Annotated in this window: 12 protein-coding genes; 11 read left to right on the top strand and 1 reads right to left on the bottom strand. The window is 57.2% G+C overall.

Features of this window, described 5'->3' with window-relative positions; genetic code table 11:
- Positions 1-449: 449 nt before the first annotated feature.
- Complete coding sequence (locus tag KF886_23515; GenBank protein ID MBX3180330.1) at positions 450-824, bottom strand: DUF1232 domain-containing protein; 375 nt, start codon at positions 822-824, stop codon at positions 450-452.
- 311 nt (positions 825-1,135) lie between these two features.
- On the opposite strand from KF886_23515, the gene KF886_23510 reads away from it, so the two are divergent.
- From KF886_23510 to KF886_23460, 11 genes are all read left to right on the top strand, one after another.
- The gene (locus tag KF886_23510) at positions 1,136-1,672 is read left to right on the top strand and encodes a hypothetical protein (GenBank protein MBX3180329.1); all 537 of its coding nucleotides are present in this window, start codon (positions 1,136-1,138) and stop codon (positions 1,670-1,672) included.
- 2 nt (positions 1,673-1,674) lie between these two features.
- On the top strand, positions 1,675-2,691 hold the full coding sequence (locus tag KF886_23505) for a hypothetical protein (GenBank protein ID MBX3180328.1): 1,017 nt from the start codon (positions 1,675-1,677) through the stop codon (positions 2,689-2,691).
- Positions 2,692-2,762: 71 nt separating this feature from the next.
- Positions 2,763-3,998, top strand: coding sequence for a hypothetical protein (locus KF886_23500; protein MBX3180327.1), 1,236 nt, complete (start codon positions 2,763-2,765; stop codon positions 3,996-3,998).
- A complete protein-coding gene (locus tag KF886_23495; GenBank protein MBX3180326.1) occupies positions 3,988-8,082 on the top strand; it encodes a DEAD/DEAH box helicase in 4,095 nt (1,364 codons plus the stop codon). The genes KF886_23500 and KF886_23495 overlap by 11 nt, the downstream gene beginning before the upstream one ends.
- 174 nt (positions 8,083-8,256) lie before the next feature.
- Positions 8,257-8,463 (top strand): hypothetical protein, encoded by a 207-nt coding sequence (locus KF886_23490; protein ID MBX3180325.1) that lies wholly within the window; start codon positions 8,257-8,259, stop codon positions 8,461-8,463.
- A gap of 1,730 nt (positions 8,464-10,193) precedes the next feature.
- The gene (locus tag KF886_23485; GenBank protein MBX3180324.1) at positions 10,194-10,688 is read left to right on the top strand and encodes a hypothetical protein; all 495 of its coding nucleotides are present in this window, start codon (positions 10,194-10,196) and stop codon (positions 10,686-10,688) included.
- 68 nt (positions 10,689-10,756) lie between these two features.
- Positions 10,757-11,386: a hypothetical protein gene (locus KF886_23480; GenBank protein ID MBX3180323.1), complete on the top strand. Its 630-nt coding sequence runs from the start codon at positions 10,757-10,759 to the stop codon at positions 11,384-11,386.
- Positions 11,379-14,354, top strand: a complete 2,976-nt coding sequence (locus KF886_23475) for a type IV secretion system DNA-binding domain-containing protein (protein MBX3180322.1) — start codon at positions 11,379-11,381, stop codon at positions 14,352-14,354. The genes KF886_23480 and KF886_23475 overlap by 8 nt, the downstream gene beginning before the upstream one ends.
- An 84-nt stretch (positions 14,355-14,438) precedes the next feature.
- Positions 14,439-15,575, top strand: a complete 1,137-nt coding sequence (locus KF886_23470; protein ID MBX3180321.1) for a hypothetical protein — start codon at positions 14,439-14,441, stop codon at positions 15,573-15,575.
- A 346-nt stretch (positions 15,576-15,921) separates the two neighbouring features.
- A complete protein-coding gene (locus tag KF886_23465; GenBank protein MBX3180320.1) occupies positions 15,922-16,542 on the top strand; it encodes a hypothetical protein in 621 nt (206 codons plus the stop codon).
- Complete coding sequence (locus tag KF886_23460) at positions 16,535-17,020, top strand: nucleotidyl transferase AbiEii/AbiGii toxin family protein (GenBank protein ID MBX3180319.1); 486 nt, start codon at positions 16,535-16,537, stop codon at positions 17,018-17,020. Before KF886_23465 ends, KF886_23460 begins: the two co-directional genes overlap by 8 nt.
- Positions 17,021-17,597 lie beyond the last annotated feature (577 nt).

Genomic DNA, 17,597 nt, shown 5'->3' with positions numbered 1-17,597 from the left:
TAGGAGGTGGTATGTTCTATGGCGTTGCTTGGGTTTGAGTTGGTATTGAAGTCGGCTGCGGCGAGAGAAATGGTGATTGATCTCATGGCGGATCCTTGTGTCGGTTGTGGTACGCGGCCTATGGATCAAACCAGTCAATTGGGCCTTGCCCGACTATCCTCAAGTTTGTCGAGCAGCATGCCCACTAGACTCAGAACGACCATACTGGCCACCTCACGAGCCAGCGGGGATTTTAGTAGGGCGATCAGATTCATGGTTCCTTCTCCGTGGGCTGATTACAAAGGTAACTAAGAGCGAGTTGAGGAAGATTTCCGGTCATCATGGAGGATGATGTTTTCGCCGCAGTTAAAACCCCCAAACTGGGGAAGGATTGTCTAATGCGAATGACGAAAGCTTGATGGACATGGTTATCGTTCTTGTGGTGGATGTAGGTCTGACGCAGAGGCGTATTAGCCCCCACTCCGCAGCCGCCAGCGGCGATAGTCCTCGAGGTCGTCCTGTATCAGAGACAGGCAGAGCGCGACCACGGCGGCATCGTCGGTGAGACCGATGCCAGGTATCAGGTCGGGGATGGCATCCAACGGCATGAAAACATACGTAAGCGTCACAGTCACTGCTGAAACGGTTCGCCAGGGAACCAAGGAATAACGGCCAGTAGTGAAGTCGCGAATCAGAGTGCCCATGTCAACGACATCGTCGAAGAATTCTCTAAGGGAGCCAGAGGATCTTACCTTCCGATTCACTTCATCCAATTGCCCGAGAACATTCTGCACGTCTTTCGCGGTGACCGTCGTCAGGTGCTTTTTGCCCTTGATTTTTTTCATGATTCTTCTCACCTTCAATTGCGCGCTACGGTTATCGTTGCTGCTTTGTTAGTCCTTGCCGATCTAAGCTTGGTGTCCTCGGCGTTCTTCTTGTAATAAGAGCAGGTCCGGAAGAATTTCCGTGGGATGCAGCGGCAACCTTCGCGAAATTCCGTATCGAATGAGCCCCCCTCAGTGAATAGTTCCGTTTACTGAGACTTGTATGTCGCGCAGTGTCCACTATACAGTTACCCGCCAAGGGTAGAGGGACGCTGGAAGTCCTTTCGAAAGCACGGGGAGATATGCGAATGCCTTCGGTGGAAAATCTAAGAATGGCAGAGATGCTGCTCGCGGAAGTACAGCCCGTACCGCGGGGCAGTATCTACTGGGTACCCGAGCACCTGTGGGGTGAGACGAACCCGGGCTATAGCCGTGTGCAGCGCGAGGACCGAAAAGGACACTTCGGCTGCGCCACCACGCGCGACGACGCTACGCCATTCGCGCGGATTCCAATCCTCCACGGGCACACCAAGAATACTCTCGTACGTTACAGTATTCGTGTAGACAACTTGGTCGGTGACGGGCGCGGGGGGTATTTCGACGTCTTGCACCGTTTTATGTTCATGCGCGAGCAATTCTATAGTTCACGTGGAGGCATTCGCCCGAACCGGCACAAGTCAAGCCTTGATTCCGGAGAACTTGCTGAACTCAAGCGGGTCGAGATGCTGATCTCCAGCGAGATTCAATGCGATCTGCAACAGGTGAGAAAGATTTTCAAAGAGTATCCGGCATGGTCGGATTGTGACCTCGCTGCAACTTGGCAAGTGCCCACTGCAAACTGTAGTAAGGACGGGGAAAGGAACAAATAACAGTGGCACGTCTCCCAATCAAAGTTTGCCACATGGTTCATTCTCTTTTTTCCGGAGCAGAACCGCAGCCGGATGTGCGCAAATTGAATGAACACTTGAGGCAGAGTGTGGGTAGTCGACTGGCTTGGCTGAAAGATCCCGATGGTCTGTTGAGTGGGTTCTGGGAATATATCGAGAGTGATCGCAAACGCCAAGAGCTCATAGATTGTCCGGACCCAGTTCCAGGCATTCGTCTGTTGTGGCGGCAGTATCTCAACCAGGAAAACCAGGGGAAATTGAGTGGGAAGTTCTACATGCGCTTGGGCCCACTCCAGGAAGAGCTGGGGCTCTCGAGAATTTCCAACCACGATGTGAATACTGTGGCGGAAGCGATTAGGGACCGGTTTGTTTTCTGTGTGAACCAGACCTCGACCCACCTGGATGAAGATTTTGACGTTATAAGGCTAGTCCTTTACGGGGAGGACTCCAAACTTGACGATCCTATATTGCGCAATGAAGATTTGAAGCGTATCGGTCGTCATGTGGTCGAGACACTTGGAGCGGTTAACCGTAGTACCCTGGCTTATGCACTTGTAGCTCTTATGCCTCCGGGCTTGCATTTTCCTTCACGAGCGGCACAAGTTGATTTGGACGAGCCCGTCAGCGAAGAGGACGGGTCTGGTCTTACGCGGCAGGATACTATAGGCAAGCGGGACCAATCTCTGATAGACGTAGAGGAACTCGAAGCTTGGAAGACTCGTATCTGGAGCACCATGACCCTCGCCGAGCGATACGTCTGGGCGGGTCGCGAAAACAATCTGAGCGCTAGAGGAATTATTGCATGGTGTGCCGCCAGTGGAGTGCCTGATGGCCCCCGGAACGCACAGCGTGTGTCGGATGCTTTTGGAAGAGTAAAAAAGAAACTGGCAAAGCTGAAGGTAGAATGTGATGACGAAGAGTTGTTCAAGGCAGCACTTGCTGCCGTCTATGCGGGTCCGATGGAGCTGCTGCTTGAGAGTAATACCCCTCAACCCGGATAAACGGCGCAAGTAATGCTTAGATGTAGTCATCAAGTTTACAAACGTAGCTTCTGCGGAAAGCAAGCACTGTTATGATACAACCTGACTGGTCCGATCCGGGCCTTGCGCAATCCTATTTGGCCGACGTGATCTTGAAAGACTTTGATAGCGTTAAGTCGCTCCGTTTCTTTGTGGCAGATCAGGAGGAATGCTTATCAAAGCACCTGCGCTTGTTTCTGCTTACCATCGCAGATGACGAAGAGGCAGCTGAATCTAAAGCAGTGTCTCCTCCCCCACTCAATAAAGAAGCGGAAGAAAAATTTCTTGCGGATATGGATCGGTTGATTGAGATTCGAAATGCAAGGGCCCGAAGAGCATCGCAACCACAAATCCCGATGGTGATGGGAACCCTGTGGTCTCCATGGCCCATTGATAATCGCAAGGTAGTGCCCATACCAGATGGGTACTTGATACTCGCGACTCCCGGTGAGGAGGACGAGTTAGTTCAAGTCGTACCGGTTGCCTACTGCCCCGAACTGGCAACCCTTGATGACTTTCTTCTGGGGGACCGGCCACATCACCTCGCCGGTTTCGCCGCTATGGGAATGGAACACCCCGTGCCCAGATCACTGCTTATGAAAGGTGTGGGGTTTCTCGAGGAAGATGAGCTCGAAGCGCTCGTTCATTGGCGGTATGCCTCATACGGCGCTGCCCATAATGCGGACACCATCGCTTCATTTACTGGCTCCATATCTGTGGATGACGGGGCCGTGGTTCGTATGTATCAGGAATATGTGCAGATCTGTGATACACCGTACAGAGACGCGGCAATTAAGTTGATGTCCGGGGGGATAAGAGATACGGAAATGACCGAAGAACCCAATGTCGTCGATGCTCGCGCACTCTGGAGCGAACACCAAGGACTAAAGAAGGGTGACAATGACGGGTCTTGGCCGGTCGAAACCGAGGGCGGCGAGCCTGCGGTGACACAACAACTATCAAGGCCTGAGAAGTCTCTTAGGTTGGCAGCATCAAGTGGCGGTATTGCAGAAACAATAGAGTTGAAAGACGGGGGTCATGTCGATGTAACACTTGATGGAGATGGCGTGGGTCGTATCAGCGTGTTTGCAGAATCTCCAAGAACCAGCATTTCCGTCGTCTTTGAGTGTGTCGCGCCTTCGCAACGTCTTACTATCGAGTGCGACGACGGTAGCATCTCCGAAAGTATTCAGCTTCGTGGTGCCGTGGATGTGGCCATTCGGATTGTTGACTCACCAGCAATTGAGTATTCCGCTCAAACCGTGAAGGTACTGATCATTGAACAGTAAAGCGACAACCCCATTTTTGCTAGGATTTCCGCTGGTCGTTCTTAATGACCGTGATGAAGCCGAAAAAGTAGAGACTGTACTTGTCTATGAGGGTGATGGCGAAGCGGGATTGTGGTGGAACGACTCTCCTTTAAACACAAATAAACCTTTCAAAGATTCCTTTCTAAACACGTCAGTAGAGCATCTTGCAAAAACAGTAGCGGTGCATTTTGAGTCCAAGAGTGTCAAAGCAGAAGAGGTTGCCAATAGCCAGATAGAGGGCAAATCGGCCGCCATGCTCTGTGAACTTATGGCACGTTACGTGTTTCCTGGGAAGCGTGCCAACGCAAGCTCTCTCCTCGTGTTGTTGAGTGCCCGACTCGATTCTCAGATTCAAGCGCAGAAACTGGGAGAATATGGCTATGTAGCGGAGAAGGTTGTCCATGCACTCGAGACAGGCGCGGTACTTCTACTACATCCTGACGACAAGGTATTCGTTTCGGAAGGCATTGATCCGAAGCCAGTTCCAAACTCTTTTGAAGAGCTGTGGGAAGAAATGGCACACTCCGACTTGGGTCAAGTTTTCTTGTTTCAATTGCGAGAGAACACGGCGAGAAATACGTCCGATCACCCTGCTCTTGATGGATTGGCGAAATGGTTGGGTCTGGAAAAAAGAGGAAGAATTGCCAAGGATGGAGTCGATGAGAATCCTGGGCGGCGGCCGAGACTGAAAGACCTCCTCCACCTCGCAATCCCATCCGACCCTGGGTCGGTCGGTAAAATCCTGGATAAGAATCAACGTGCCTGGGATGAAACGGCTAACCCAGGGGGTATGGTAGAAGCTGCACTTAATTACGAAGGCGCTTCGAGTCCACAAGTCGAGCTCAGAAGTTCAGGGGCTACAAGCGAGCAAAACAAGCTGTTTCCTACTTTTGGAGCGAATAGCGAATTCACTCATGTGCTACTTGGAGGGCCAACGGGCTGTGGAAAGACAACCGTAGCTGAATTACTGGTCCTGAGCATGGCTGTCGAACATTTTCGTCCTGTCATCTATATCGCGCCAACGCGCTCTCTCGTTAATGAACGCTATGATAAATTCATAGATAGATATTGCGTTGCCGGGGTCCTCGATAAACGAGGGGTATTGCGCTCTTCGGGCGAGTTTCCGGAAGACGACAGCCGTATTCGGAGCGGCGATTTCAAGGTCGCGATGATCGTCTATGAGAAAGCCGATCTCTTCTTGAGTGAGATTGCGAACAATGGAATCGGGATGGTCGTCATTGATGAAATCCATATGCTCGCCAATGAGCAACGGGGCGGTGTTCTCGATACTTTGTTGGCTCGAATACTCGATGCTAACGGAAAAGCAGAGAAGATATGCCGGATTGTTGGTATCAGCACCGAGCAGATTGCCAGTGTAGACTCTGTAAAGAACTTGCTTACATATAAAGATAAGAGGAGTAGAGAAGTCCCTCCTATCAGGATTGTCGCGCCTGAGCGGCCGGTGCCTTTACTTCATCAGCTTGTTTGGCCAAACGGTGATGAATCAATCAGAATCGTCGAATTTAAGGAAGAGAAGGACCGCCATCTGGAGTCTTCTGAGGCAAGAAAATTAATAGTCAAGGTCCAGGAAACTCTGACCAAGCGTTCATTTAGCTCAGGTTTTGAGACGGTCAAGAAAAACGACGGCACTTTTTATGAAAAACTTGTGCCATTGGTGCAGAAGAAGAGCCTTGAATACGGTGTTGTCCTTGTATGCGTCAACTCGTCCTTTGGTACGCGTCGGTTAGCCGATTTGCACCTCCGAGCGAGAAGTGCGTCAAGCAAAAATAATAAGAGGCGATTGCCTGAAGGGTTCGAACTCGCCCTGAGATATATGGAAGATCAGAAGGAAGAGCGATTATTTCGAGACCTTGCGGAGCAGGGAATATATGTACACGTTAGTGATACCCATCGAGAGATTCGCCAATCCATTGAGCATCACTTCTCTCAACGTCACGATTCCAAAGCCGGTCTGATCATATACACCACCGAAACTTTGACGTATGGCGTGAATTTAAGCGTTGATTGCGTAATCCTCGCGGACCTCAAGTGGCCCCGAGTCGATTACGACAGTGATGATATTTCTCCAAAGCGTTGGCTGAAACCGAACGAGTATCACAATTTGTTGGGCCGTGCGGGACGTTTTGGCCTCGCGGACCGAGGTGAAGCGTTAGTTTGCATAGAAATGTTTAGTGATGCTTCGGAAGTCATTAGAAGGTACTATTTGAGGTCTTCTCCGGGAGGCGAACAATTAAGTAATGCGATACTTGAGGCTGACATTCGAAAGCTGCAAAAGCAAACACTGGCCAAAATAGACGACGTATCGTTTCCCAGTTTGCGGACCGTGATAACACTGATGCGCCATTTGGGTGAAGGGCGATCTGTAAGAGTACGAGACATTCTCGCGCTGTTTAAAAATACGTTGTATTACGAAGCGGCCACGGAAGAGTCACGCGAACTTGCGAAGGATCTTGTCTTTCGCATCCTCGAATTAGCCAGCGCGCCAAATGTTCGACCTCCGCTGGTTAGCAAAGTCGCTGAGGATACCGCTAGTGGGCACCCGGATGGAATTCTTCTCGACAATACCTACCAAGCCCTGCCCCATGTTTTCGCGCTGTTGGATACGGGTACTCAATTCGCGAGTATATGGCCGATTCAACGATGGCTATTGCGGCTCCGCCAGATTGGCGTAGAGAACCCTCCTGTCGAACTCGTTTTACCGGGACTGATAACTGCTCGTGACTTCTGGTTGTCTGCACGAGTGTATTGTTATGAGCAGGAAAAAGGGAACAGGGACCGTGGTGAGGAGTTCTTTACGAAGAATGATTCAGAAGTCGAGGCTCGTCTTCGTGACGAACTGCGTCGGCTGTCAATTTCTGACCACGCACTGGAGTCTTTGATTGAGGCGATTCGTGAGCAGGCGAAGGAGTGTATTGAGCGCGATGATCTCGGAAAAACCCGTCGAGAAGAGTTCATAGAGCCCATGCTTATGCGACTCTGCGCCGCGTCTCTAATGTGGATCAGAGGCGAAGAGTTAGGCAAGATTGCCGAGCTTTCTAACCCGGAAAACTCCGAATCCCGAAAACCATTTGCTCAAAAATATTGTGACCGACTGTCTTGGCTCGTCATGTTCTGTTGGCGGTGTTTTGCTGATCTTTCCGATGTGGCACCCCGAGAGTTTCAGACCAAGCTGCCTCGTTTTTCCCGTCGCCTTATGTGGGGCGTGCCCACGGAAGGCATTGCTCTACGGGGTGGGGACTCAGGCGGGTCTCGTGCACTGCGAAGGGAGACTATTCGTTGCTTACTTTCGAAACACATAACTCCTCATGTGATACTTACGTCAAGACATCCACAAGATCGATTTCATAATATTGTACTTGACGTTGAGATTAATGCGAGATGTGTGGTCGATGGAGTCTTCGAATTCTTTGCAAATGAATGTGAGTCTATCAAGGACCTAATGGCCCGGCGCCCAAAGATTGATTCTCATTGGCGTCAATACTGTGACCAGATTAGGCAATCACTTGGATTGCACGGGGGCACCCGCGATTCTGGCGAGGGTTTAGTGATTGAAGAGAGCGCCGTTAGAGATGCCAATAGAATGTTACTGGATCTTCTCAAAGAGGGCGATGGGTTTGGTGAAGAATACCAAGCAGGAGAGCTTTACAAGGACATGGGTATCCGCATGACGATTGGTCCGAACGAGAATATCAGATTTCGCTTGATCGGACAGAGCACAGAAAACAAGACGGAGTTGCCACGTCTCGGTGATATAGTCATTTGGTATCCATGGCGTTGTCAAAATTCGCCTGGGATTGAAAGTGGGTTTAAGGAGCTAACCGCCCTTGGAGCATTGGTGTTGCTTGCGTTTTTTGCACGTGGATTCATCGGCCGAACTGCACTTCAATCTTGGAGCGACGGTGGCCGACACGGTTTTTGGTCCATACAAGATCTCTTAGCATACTTTTCGCCCGAACGTGCAGGCGTCCGAGATATTCCAGGCGAAATCCGTGAGAGACTGTTATCGTTCTATGAGCCTGGAGTGGCGGATTGCACGAGTTAGGCAGGCTGTTTTCTCTACCTTTCGCTTCAACCGCTCCAGCCAACTGCGTGCTCCGGAATATTCAGGTAACCGTGGAACTTCGGACATCCGAAGTTGTCCCCGGAGCACCCCTCGACAACGATCGCGTCATGTGGGAGATTCTCAGGCCATTAGCAACCCTTCTGAGGTAACTCCATGAACCCAACACCCGCGCAGCTTGCCTACATCGCCACCATGCTTATTCAACTTCACCTTGACCTTGCCCAGGGCTTGCGCCTCGCGCGCCTTCGGCGGGACTTGGACAGCCTCTGGATGCTCGAAGCCGGCGAAGCTTTCCAGCTGATGCACGCCCTGGAGCGGGAGAAACGCCAACGGGGCTTTCCTCAACTCCACCTGAACTGACATACGCCACCCGCGCCCCAAATGGTCCGGGCCTGCGGCCCGGCCGTGTCTCTGGCGCACGGGCGGTGGACCGATCACCGCCCGCCTGCGCGGGCGCCCCACGCCACCCCCCAACATCGTCCGGGCCTGTGGCCCGGTAGTGTCCATGACGCACGCGGACGGTGAAGAGATCACCATCCGCTTCGCGCGGGACGCCCCACGCCGCCCCTCCTCGGTGCGGGCCTTCGGCCCGGCCCTGTTGCCGCTCGCGTCTCGCGATTCCCGACCTTCGGTCAGGACATCGCTTGATCGCTCGCAAGCCGATCACGTCAAGCCTGCGGCTTGCCGTGGGCTGTCTGCACCCCGCAACCCATCCCCGATACGTCCAGGGACGCGCGCTTCGCGCGCGCAGTGTCCATGGTTCGCCAGCTCGCGATTCCCCGCCGTTGGCAGGGACATCGCTCGCCCGCTCTCCCGGCCTGCGACGCCGGACCTCCGCTCGCGCCCCTCCCTCCGGTCCGGCGCCTCCGGCATGGCCCCGCCCCGGCCAACGCCACACCCGCCACGACCCATCCCCACCGGCTGCGCGGGCGCGCAGCGGCCCTTTCCTCGGACGCACGCGGCGCGCGCGGCGGGTATACGGGTCGAACCCGGCTCGGATTTCCGCCTTGCGGAAAATCCTCAACCGGTCTCTCACCGAGCTCTCGGCATTCCCGACCCGTCGCCCTGGTCAGGACATGCTGTCGACTCGGCCCCACCCCGAGGCCTCCCTTATTCCGCGCCCGGAAGTCGCTCGGCCTCTATTCCTGGCAGCCACGCCCCGGAAGCGAGGCTCGCGCCAGCGAAGCTGTCACGCCCCTCGCCCGTTCCCGGGCCGCCCCTCTTCCGGGCTTCTGAACGGAGCCTCCGCGCTGGACGCGCGGTAGTCGCCTCGCACTGGGGTGCGAGGGCTCCCGGCCCTGAACGGGCCTTGCGCTCGCTGGGCCGCTCGCGCCTGCGCTGACCCCGCTGGGGCGGGGTGCAGCGCCGCAACGCCTCCCTGAACGTCCGGCGTCGCCGGGCTCCTGAACGGAGCCCCCGCGCTGAACGCGCGGTAGTCGCCTCGCGCCTGGGCGCGAGGGCTCCCGGCCCTGAACGGGCCTTGCGCTCGCTGGGCCGCTCGCGCCTGCGCTGACCCCGCTGGGGCGGGGTGCAGCGCCGCAACGCCTTCCTGAACGTCCGGCGTCGCCGGGCTCCTGAACGGAGCCTCCGCGCTGAACGCGCGGTAGTCGCCTCGCGCTTGGGCGCGAGGGCTCCCGGCCCTGGACGGGCCTTGCGCTCGCTGGGCCGCTCGCGCTGGCGCTGACCCCGCTGGGGCGGGGTGCAGCGCCGCGACGCCCCCCTGAACGGGTGGCGTCGCCAGGCCTCCGCTGGACGCTCCGGCCACCGCGCGAACCCACAATCCCGTCGTCCCAATACGTTTGCGCAGCGGCGTCCGTTCAGTTTATCTTAAGTCCCCTACTTCCTTGGTGTTAGAGCTGACCCCGCGCCCACCTCTGTAACCCACCTAAAGGCAGTCAAGAGGTGGTTGAGGAGGTGGTTTGAGCGGAGAGAGAACCGGCATGCCCGCGATTACAAGCCGAGACAATGAAATCCTCGACGCTCTCACACTTCGCGTGCGAGTCCTTACGGTTGAACAAATCACGCGCACCTGGTGGAGTGGACTTCGCCATGGCCGTCGTGCGGCGGTCAGGCGTCTGGAAGTACTCGAATTGGCCGGCAGTATTCATACGTTCGATATGCTGGCGCACCCCGAACTCTCGCTGGAGTCCCCGATCGGGCACTGGCGCCCGGGGGCCCCTACCCCGGATTTCGACGAACTCGCGTACCGGCTTGGAAAGCGCTGGGCGCTTCCCCCGATCCGCCACACGGCGGTTATCGCAACCCGGAAATCCGGCCGGCTATACGGTGGTTGGGGCGGACGCCATCCGCGCCCGACGGAGCGCACCCACGACCTCCATATGGCCGCCGTCTTTCTGAGAAAACGGATGCTGGAGCCAGCAATCGCCGGGAATTGGATTTCGGAGGAAAAGCTCCGGGAGCGCGGAAAAGGCGCCCGGACCCGGGAAAAACTGCACCTCCCCGACGCCATCGTGACGCGGCCGAGGCGAACGGCGATTGAATTCGGAGGCGCATATAGGGTAGAGAAGTTGCGTTCATTTCACACCTACTGCCAGCGCATAGGACTTTCGTACGAGATTTGGTGACGAACGGAGCCGAGAAGACACTGCCGGATCTGATGGCGGAACACATAGGCCGATACAGGATATCGTTCTTGAAGATCATGCAGAAGGTCTTTGACGGCCGGGGTGACGTTTCCGCCGCGCTTCGCGATCTCAGGTCAAGAAACCTCGTCAAGTCGCTGGGGCGCGCCGAGGGTTATGGCAGTATTCTGGGCGGGCACACGGCCTATCAGCTCACTCCCCAGGGCGCGGCGCACGCCGGTTTTTCCCCCAAGCGGGCCAAGAAACTCAACGAGAACTCGCTGGAACTTTCGTTTCGGGTTCTCTGGCTATGCTGCATGTCCTCCGACCGTTACTCTCGCCTTGAAGAAAATCACCTGATAACCCTGTTTGACCACCCGCTCAAGGCGAAGGACTGCCCGTACTGTATCGAGATCGCGGGAAAACGGCGTGTATACCGGATACGCCTGCTCGGCGCGCATTCTGACGACGGGTATGCGCTGCGCGAAACCCGAAAAGACCTCTTGGAATGCGCGGAGATACCGGCTCTCGGGGAGTACGTGGAGCATGCCCGCTATGGCAACCTCCTGGTTGTCAGCAAACCGGAACGCAAAAAGCGGCTGGAAGAGCGCGTCCAGGCGTTGAAACTGAAACGGCTCGGGCACGTCCGTATTGCGGTCACGCCGGACCTGAACGAAATCGGAGTGGCGCTTCGTGATTGATGACCTGTTTAACGTCGGCTCCTACGCCGCCAACGCGTTGCGCCGGAGCCTTCTCCGCTATTCGCGTCCACCCATCGAATACAACTTTGAACGGCTCCCACCGCCAGAACAACTGCGGGATATGGAACTCGCCTTTCGCGAGGACTATTTCGACCCGCCCCTGTTCTCAATCTTCAGCGTGTTCCCCTATCTGAAATACGCTTCCATCATGCTGGCCGTGCTGGCGTTTTACATGGCCTTCGGCCTTGCTGTCACTGGCGCGATTACGCTCATCCTAATCCTCGCTCTCCCCGACTTCTTCTTTGGTCAGAGCATCCTGCTCTTGCGGCGGCGGCAGATCCAGATATCGCTGGCGATATTCTTCTCCCTGCTCGCCGCGACAGTTTTTTTGGTAGCCGACATGCTCGACTACTCCTACCTCGCGGTGATCGCGGTCGGGGCGCCGGCGGTTCTGGTCACCAGGATGGTCGCCCGGGACTTCTTCGATTTCACGGTCGGATTCATGAATTCGCACCCCTGCCTTCGGAATGACGAGCGGATGGAAGCGCTCAAACAGCCCTGGCCGGGCATTGACCTGGGCACTGTCCTGACGGTGTATGTCCTCTTGGTGTTGGGAACCAGCCAGTCCCCGTTTCTCATACTCGCGCTCATATACGGCGTCCTCCTGTACAGCATACTCCGGGGCCCGCTTCGGGCGCTCCGCGCCTCAGACCGGTCAATCACGCTTCGGTATCTGATGAATACCCTGTTCTACCTCTTCACCGAATACTTCACGTACGGAAGGAAGTTCCCCCATCCCATGCCAGGCGTCTGGACGCCCCAGACGAGTTACCTCGTCCGAAGGCGCATGGCCACGCTTTGCCTCCTCCTCCTCCTGTTCTCGTTCTGCGTTGGGACCAGTTTCTTCTTCGCCTGGGATATGCCCGGTTTTCGCGGCCAGTACACGGAAATGTTTCGAGGAATGGCCTACGACGACAGGGGTGGGCGCGAATTCTTGAGCGACAAGATGCCCGAATTGAATTGGGCGGCGCTCCCGGATCGAGACGAGTCACAAAGGCAACTGGAGCGCCTGGACAGCTTGCGCATCGCGCGCGCGAGTGCGGACCTCGATAAGAAGATTGAAATAGACATAGAGATGAATCAACTCGCGGAACAGGTTTCGAACGCCGAGCCCGAACTTGATGATTTCGCGGCCGCCTGGTATTCGCACTCGACGACTTCCTGGATGGAAATGGCTGTTCGTAATCTGACGGAGTACCCGGCCACTGTGGCCGCCAGCTTTGGTGTGGCCCTGTTGAACGCCCTGCTGCTACCCGCCCTGTTCATTGTATCGGCGGGACAGCGAACCGTTCACAGCGTGCTGCGCCTGGGTGACAGGATGGGCGCGCGCGCCGCCACCGAGGATACACGCAGCCCCTGGGAATGGTTTGTGGACCGCTTGCGCAACTCCCGGCACGTTGCCTATGAACCGGGCAACCCCGATATCCCAATTCGGGAGTCCGACCACCTTTTCATGGGCCTGGAGGCGACCAACGGCTTCCCGCTGCTCCTGCACCGCGACATTCTCGCCGAACACGCCTACATCGCCGGCGGAAGCGGATCGGGAAAGACATCCCTGGGCATTCTCTCGCTTCTGGTCCAGCTGATCCGGTCGCGCCCGCAGGACGAGGAAAACCAGGAGGGCGGCATGCCCCCCATCGTCATCATCGACCTCAAGGGCGAATACGCGCTGCTGCACACCGTGCGGGAAGAGGTCAGAAAACAGGCCGAGCGCGAGGGGCGAACGCTGAACGACTGCTTTCGCCTGTTCACCTCGGAGAAAGGGATGGCGACCCATTACTTCAACCCGCTCGGCGACATGACCTACTCCGATCGCTATGTTTCCGACCTGGCAAACCTTCTGCTCGACGCCCTGGAATTGAATCACGGTCCCGGATACGGCCGATCCTACTACAGCCGCAAGAACTTCATGCTTTTGCACGAGGTCTTGCGCGCGGAAGACGCCAGCACCTTTGACGAGCTGTGCGACCGCGTGTCCAAAGCAAGCATGCGGACCCAGGAGGAACGGCACCAGGCCTTCGAGCTGCTGGCCACCCTGTACGGGCTCACGGAGTTCAAACAACTCAAACCGCCGCCGGACGTTCCGGAATCCGAGATCATCTCCATGCGCCAGGTTGTGGAGAAGCGGCAGGTCGTCTACTTCTGGCTGCCCACGGTGGAAAGCAGTATCATCGCGCGCGAGATCGGCAATCTGGCGCTTTTCTCCTATTTCTCCGCGATGCGCTCGCGCGCGAAACTCCGTGTGCCGTTGCGCCAGTCCTACCTGGTCGTCGACGAATTTCAGAAGCTCGCCGGCGACCGCTTCAACGTCATATTGCAGCAGGCCCGAGGATTCGGCCTCTCCGCCATACTCTCCAACCAATCCATATCCGATCTCAAGACGCCCGCGTACGACCTCCGTTCAACGGTGCTTCAGAACACCCGCCTCAAACTCTACTTCTCCTTCTCCGATTGCAAGGAGATGACCGACTTCGCGAAGCGCTCCGGCGATGAGCTCGCCTACATCCGCTCGGGCTCGTACGCGCTGGCGCGGGACGGCTTGCCCGACGCGCCATACTTCGACCGCTGGTCCCATGTGATTAAGCCGAGGGTGACAACCAATGACATGCTCCGCGTCACGGACCACCCCCTGCAGGCGTATATGGACGTTCGTTCCGGCAGCGGATACACCCAGTTTGGCGGCGCAACGCTCGCGGTCCAGATGTTCCATCCCGTGCGCTGGCTCGACTTTCAACAGCGCCGCGATGTGTTGCCGTGGCCCTCGCTGGAGGAGATCGGCGTCGCATCCGCCACCGAGGCCGCCGTGTCTCCGGAAGAAGTCGACGAACGCGCCATATCCGTGCTCGCAAGGCTGGACGCGCGAATACAGAAATTCGATGACGAGAATCCACACCTCCGGCTGTCGTAGCCCGCGTTTCCCGCTTCCGGGAAATACGGGCGCCAACCGGGTGTCAACCAACATGCGTCTCCGAACGAGATGAGGGAGCTGTTCATGAATCGCGATCGTATTCCCACCATTCTGGCCGCTGTAATGCTGTCCTTCACCGCCATCGCCTGTTCCAAGCCGACCGCTCCGGTCACGTCGGGCGATCTGGAAAAACTTGCGGCGGCGCGAGAGAGAAACCAGCAGCAGGAGGCCCTCTCGCTCGCAAGAAGCATGTATATGGAGCTCCTCGATACGGGCTCGCGGATTCGCGGCGACCTGGAAACGCTCGGCGAGCTGCACCGGCAGTGGGAAGCCGAAATTCTCGCCCTCCTCTCCACCGAAGACGGGCGCTTTCTCACCGCGGAACAAGGCGATGTGGTGTCGTTTCGATCCTACGTCCAAACGATGAAGGCCGTAACGCAAAGCTCCCTGGAAGTCATGACCTCCGAACTCAACGCCCTGACCGGGCCCGCGAAGGAGATCATTGACAGCGGAGCAATCGCGGGTACGCCGGACCCGGAGCTCTCCATCCGCCTCGCGGCGCTCGAAAACCGCGTCAAGAGCACACTCGAGCCCTACCTGGAGACCGTGCCCGCGATGCAAGCCATGCTCGCCACCGCGAAGCAGCGGGGCGTTCGCGGCGAATCGACCCTCCAGCAGGCGGTGGACGCCCTGAATTACGCGGATGCGCAGGACCGAACCACGCAAGTTGAGGCCGCCCGGAAAGCGGCGGAGGCGGAAGTCACGGCAAAGCTGGCCGAGGCGGAGCAGGCCCTGGTTCGCGCCCGGGGAGAACAGCAATTGCAGGCGCTCATGGCCGAGGAATCACACCTGCGCGACCGCATGCAGGCGGACGCCCTGAAGGCCAGGGCCAGCTCCCCGGACACCCTCAAGCGACTGGAGCCCTTCGTTACGAAGGCGGCGATGTCCCTCCAGACCCCGCGTCCCTTCGTATACCAGTGGCAGCGCGTCCGGACCGAAACACGCCCGCTCTCCTTCAGCGCCATCGCCGGCCACAAGGCCCTGGAACCGACGGAAGATGGTCTCCGGTATCTGCACGAAATCGCCAATTCCACTCAAAACGACCGGCCGGCGTGGCCCATCGCCAGCACCAAGGAACATTGGGACTGGGTGCGCGAGAACCAGACCTTGCTCCGGGAACTCGGAACCACCCTGGTGGAACTCGGGCATCTGGATCCGTGAATCCAGACCGTTTCTTGACGCGCTCCCGTCCGCTGTTGATAGCTCGATTGCTGCAAAGATTCCTGGAGGGACGCGCGGCGCCGCGTTCGGCGGTGTTCGCGCGCTCCCGCGCGGTGTACCCAACACAGGGTGACCCCTGTGAACGTTGGTCCCCAATACTTGTAGCTGTACGCTGCCCATACGGGTTTGCCGCTGCAAATCCGTAAATGCGTCACATGACCGGGGTACAGGTTCAGAGAAGAGTGCAAGTTACAGGCGCGGCCATCTCTCATGCTTGAGGTATCTGCCGATTGATCTTGTCCCGAAATATAGGTAGAATTCGGGACAGAAGCAAGGTATCAACGCCATGCCAACGAATGAAGAGAAAATACTTGCGAGAATTCAAGGATCCGGTAGGGGAAGCGCCTTTACCGCGAAAGACTTCCTCGATCTTGCCAATTACGAAGCCGCAAAGAAGTCCCTGCTTCGGCTGGCCAATGCCGGCACGTTGCGACGGCCCCTTCGTGGCGTGTACGACTACCCAGCCCACAGCGCGGTTCGGAATGGCCCGTCCCGTCCCGATCCGGATGCCGTGGCGCGCGCCATTGCCCGCGCGCACGGATGGACGCTGATCCCTACCGGTGAGGCGGCCCTCAATCTGTTGGGCCTGTCCACGCAGGTGCCCGCCCGGTGGCAGTATTTCAGCGATGGTCCGACAAAGCGCTATACCTGGGAAGGTGGCAGTGTTCACATGAAACACCGCGCGAACAAGGAAATGGCGGGCCTCTCCCCCCAAACGGCCCTCATGGTCCAGGCGCTCAAGGCCCTCGGCGAAGACAAGGTGGATGAACAGGTATTGGACCATCTTCGCTCCAAGCTGAGCGCGCAGGATCGCGCCCGGGCCCTGCGCGAAGCACGCTATGCCACGACATGGGTCTACGAAACGGTCAAACGCCTGGCGGCGCGGCAGGAAACGCCCCATGCGTGATGTGGCGCGCTGCCCGAACCATGCGCGCCGGGACCTCTTCCAGGAAACGGCCGCGGAGATGGGGGTGCATCCCGCCATCGCGGAGAAGGACTTTTGGGTCTGCTGGATACTGGACTACCTCTTTACGGAATGCGCCTGGAAAGACCGTCTTGCATTCAAAGGCGGCACGAGTCTATGCAAGGCCTTCGGACTCATCGAGCGCTTCTCCGAGGATATCGACCTGGTGCTCGACTGGCGAGTTCTCGGATACTCCGAAGACGAGCCGACCGCGGACCGGAGCGCGACGCAACACGGGCCGCGCTCCGAGGCTCCTCCGTCGCCACCGAGCGCGCCGGCGCGCATAACCCGGGCTTCCGATGGCCCTGCGGGCCAACCGAAGCCCCCGGAGACCCCTCGGACTCGGGACCGATCCGGTGGGAGGGGAAGCGGGCGCACCCACCGCCTCCGGCCGCCGTGCGCCGGGCCCGTGCCGGGGTGAGACCCGACGACGACGGCCGAAGACGGTGGCAAGCCACCCGGCGCCTGGGGCCTGCGCGCGCGCAGGCCACGCCACGCGGCCAGGTTGCTGGTGGGCCTGAGATATCTTCAAGTCAAACAAGCCCTATACGACTTCTCGCTGAGTGGGACTATCGGACTCTAGAACAGTTTCTTTGGTGCATCCCTCAGAACTCGTCGGCATAAGCGTAATCGAACGTAGAGTACATCCGAAGGGCTTATCCGGACTGCGGATTATTGTAATAAGACTAAGCAATAGCAAACTATATCGAAAAAATCGCATCTTGAGCTTGGTGTTCAATGCTGGATTTCGCGTGATAACGTTAGTGCACGCCGCTTCGATCAGTATGCACGATCTTTGGGCGAAGTCTAAAAGAGCCAAAACCATTGACATTTGAAATCCGCTATGCTAGCTTGTATCTCACCAAGCTAGGGATGAGTAGTTCTCGAAATCGAGGGGTATAGCGGGCTCGCCACCTTTGGAAAGGGGGCGCGCGGGCCTGGGTTCAAAGAGAGCTGTTGACACGATTGAGGGTGTCGCACGGGGACAAGGGGCGTTC

The organism is Candidatus Hydrogenedentota bacterium (genome assembly GCA_019637335.1).
In the GTDB taxonomy this organism is placed as follows: Bacteria; Hydrogenedentota; Hydrogenedentia; order Hydrogenedentales; family JAEUWI01; genus JAEUWI01.
The sequence above is the reverse complement of the archived record's forward strand: the minus strand, read 5'-3'. Positions and strand labels throughout refer to the sequence as shown.

What these genes read in the sequence shown, in the direction of transcription:
- KF886_23470 (MBX3180321.1), top strand. Translation starts at nt 14,439, where the DNA reads ATGAATCGCGATCGTATTCCCACCATTCTGGCCGCTGTAATGCTGTCC.
- KF886_23510 (MBX3180329.1), top strand. Translation starts at nt 1,136, where the DNA reads ATGGCAGAGATGCTGCTCGCGGAAGTACAGCCCGTACCGCGGGGCAGT.
- KF886_23515 (MBX3180330.1), bottom strand. Translation starts at nt 824, where the DNA reads ATGAAAAAAATCAAGGGCAAAAAGCACCTGACGACGGTCACCGCGAAA.
- KF886_23490 (MBX3180325.1), top strand. Translation starts at nt 8,257, where the DNA reads ATGAACCCAACACCCGCGCAGCTTGCCTACATCGCCACCATGCTTATT.
- KF886_23500 (MBX3180327.1), top strand. Translation starts at nt 2,763, where the DNA reads ATGATACAACCTGACTGGTCCGATCCGGGCCTTGCGCAATCCTATTTG.
- KF886_23460 (MBX3180319.1), top strand. Translation starts at nt 16,535, where the DNA reads ATGCGTGATGTGGCGCGCTGCCCGAACCATGCGCGCCGGGACCTCTTC.
- KF886_23465 (MBX3180320.1), top strand. Translation starts at nt 15,922, where the DNA reads ATGCCAACGAATGAAGAGAAAATACTTGCGAGAATTCAAGGATCCGGT.